This window comes from Citrifermentans bremense R1, assembly GCF_000426865.1.
Classification (GTDB): Bacteria; Desulfobacterota; Desulfuromonadia; order Geobacterales; family Geobacteraceae; genus Geomonas; species Geomonas bremensis.
The window spans coordinates 1-2273 of sequence record NZ_AUGE01000074.1 but is presented as its reverse complement, the minus strand read 5'-3'; the positions used below and the strand labels follow the sequence as shown (position 1 = coordinate 2273).

Sequence of the window (2273 nt, the reverse complement as noted above, 5' to 3'; positions counted from 1 at the left end):
GGCGTCTGTGGGGTCGCGTCTGTAAATTTTACTTTTCAATCATCTACCGGCTTGGTGTACCGACACTTCGGGAATCCTGAGCAACCGTAGAATTGACTACCTGCATTTTCCCCAGATTTTACAGTGCGCAATTTTAGCTCTTTACTGCACTTCGGGCATATTGTTGTGCTATTGAATCGTTCCTTCAGGCCAGCTACATGCTCTTTTCTGGTGGACCATGTTTTTGGCTTCATCCCCGTTTTTATTGAGGAAATGATCTCCTGAACCTGAGCAGGCGTAAAGTGCACATCCGTCTTGCTTTTGATATATGGAATATAGCCATGATTCATGACGTTTGGCGGGAGTTCCGTCTTAAAAGTGCAATCGGACGTAAAGAACACCAGGGAATGAAATTTCCCTTCGTCAATTCCCAAAAAGTCAGATAGCGTCTTGATATGCTTATAATTCTGATGCAATGGATTCTGAAATTTTGATTTCTTACCGAACAGGTTTTGAGTCCATGACGGACCCTTTGCATCCCCGAAAATCCAGCCTTCCACGTTCTTGGTTTCGACAATGAAAATGCCGTAAAGAGACACTATGATGTGGTCTATCTGAGTGGTACCGTTGGCTGCTGGGATGGTCACGTTATTAAGGTCAACATAGATTTCCGAGTCTAGGAATAGCTTCTTCGCAAGCGTCACTTGCGCCTCGCCAAACCAGCCCTTTATAGCTGCCTTTATTGTCATTTCAGTCCTTTAATTCAAGTCCAGCCTTAGGTTAGGAAACCTGGGGTGGCAGGGCTTTATTCTTGCTAATGTCCCTTTCGACGTGAGTGTCAAACGGTAGTCCTGGTTCCAGATGGTCAATTTGCGGAAAGGGACAAGCCATAGCAATTGTGGCGACATTAACCGCCGCTTGGGGGTATCACGTCATAAATGAGCAAGAAACAAGACCTGACCCCCAGGCCGTGACCCCCAGGCCGCTTGTACTATGCAGGAGCGGTAAACGCCTGTCGCCCCGGCGTTGGCGATATTGGTAAATGCGATTGCGGTAGCATTACCTGCAGTTTTCCGATGCCTCTTTTCCTGCTTCAGCAGCACGCATAGCTTTTCTTGCATAGTCTCTGAGTTCAGAAAGGTCTCCGGCGTTGTAAGCACGTCTTGCATATGTGTAAGAGTTGTCAAATTCATCTGCTGCCTCATCACAGTTGCAATCGTCAGCAGCCGATTTTGCATCATCAGCTGCATTTTTTGCTTGTCGTGCGTAGTTTTGCGCCTCATCGAATGAGCTTTCATTATACGCTCTCCTTGCATAAGTGTAGGCATCATCTCCGTTACTCACTGCATCGGAGCATTCAGCACATACTATCCCCGGGCATACAAGTGAAAGGATTGCAATAATGAAAATTTTGTTTCTCATGGTGTCTCCTTTGTGACCCCCGCGCCTTTTGCCATTGTTACAACATCGTCGGTTGCCACATAAAGAACGGTATTAGACTAGCGCACGTACTTATACTTTACATGCGTATTTATAAAAGCGTTCAAACCTTCTCCGGCTATTGCAAGTTTTTTCATGTGTTCTACGTTTGATTGTCCTGCTGATTGATGGCTGTAAGTGTATGATTTTGATGTTCCGTCAAACCATACTATTATTGAGGTAGGATCCATTTCAAAACCGCGGACGCCAGAGTCATTGTCGATGTTTTTATAAATTTGCATTTTAATTTCCTCCTTTTGGGTAAGGTGACTTAAAATCAGCGCAAATAAACACCAGTAAAATCTACCTTGTTACTAGTTTTTTTCTTCTTTGTTTGCTGATTAGAAGTAAGGAGCCTACTCTCGGCTTCATTTTTTTGTTTTTTAATCGCGTCAAGTTCAGCCCTAAGCAAGTCAGACTCATGGTCTATACGTTTAATAGTGCGGTTGAGTTCCGCAACCTTCAAGGTAAGCGCAAAAGCCGCCGCAACCGCAACAAGCAAGAGACTCCACAAACTTGTAACAGGCATGATTCAAGCCTCCGGATTGTGAGGTAATTTTTTCTGTATAACGTGTCGCCACTGAGCCGCGAGCCCCAGCGAGACCGCTCTAGTGGCGTGTTGGGGGCCAAGGGGCCAGGCATTGATTATCCGATAACTTTTCGCACAACCGTCATAAGGGCCAACTGGGGACACGGAGGGACAATGGTAAGTTGTGTAACTAGTTTCCGTCCGGAAACATAACGTGCTGAATTTGTTGTCTAATCCCCGAGAAAGTGCTTAGGTTTTAGTTGTCGCCGTGCTATAATCCGTTCCG

General features: G+C 45.6%; 4 protein-coding genes. All 4 read right to left on the bottom strand.

Features of this window, described 5'->3' with window-relative positions:
• Positions 1–35: 35 nt before the first annotated feature.
• The 4 genes from K419_RS0118840 to K419_RS0118830 all read right to left on the bottom strand — a co-directional run bounded on the left by K419_RS0118840 (position 36) and on the right by K419_RS0118830 (position 1987).
• Positions 36–728 carry an NERD domain-containing protein gene (locus K419_RS0118840; protein WP_026842898.1) on the bottom strand — a complete coding sequence of 231 codons (693 nt, stop codon included), beginning with the start codon at positions 726–728 and terminating at the stop codon, positions 36–38.
• Between the two features lie 310 nt (positions 729–1038).
• Positions 1039–1401 (bottom strand): hypothetical protein, encoded by a 363-nt coding sequence (locus tag K419_RS0118835; RefSeq protein ID WP_156912259.1) that lies wholly within the window; start codon positions 1399–1401, stop codon positions 1039–1041.
• Positions 1402–1478: 77 nt separating this feature from the next.
• A complete protein-coding gene (locus K419_RS23350; RefSeq protein ID WP_084154288.1) occupies positions 1479–1700 on the bottom strand; it encodes a hypothetical protein in 222 nt (73 codons plus the stop codon).
• Between the two features lie 35 nt (positions 1701–1735).
• Entirely contained in the window at positions 1736–1987 is a 252-nt protein-coding gene (locus K419_RS0118830; protein WP_026842896.1) for a hypothetical protein, read from the bottom strand.
• Positions 1988–2273: the final 286 nt, after the last annotated feature.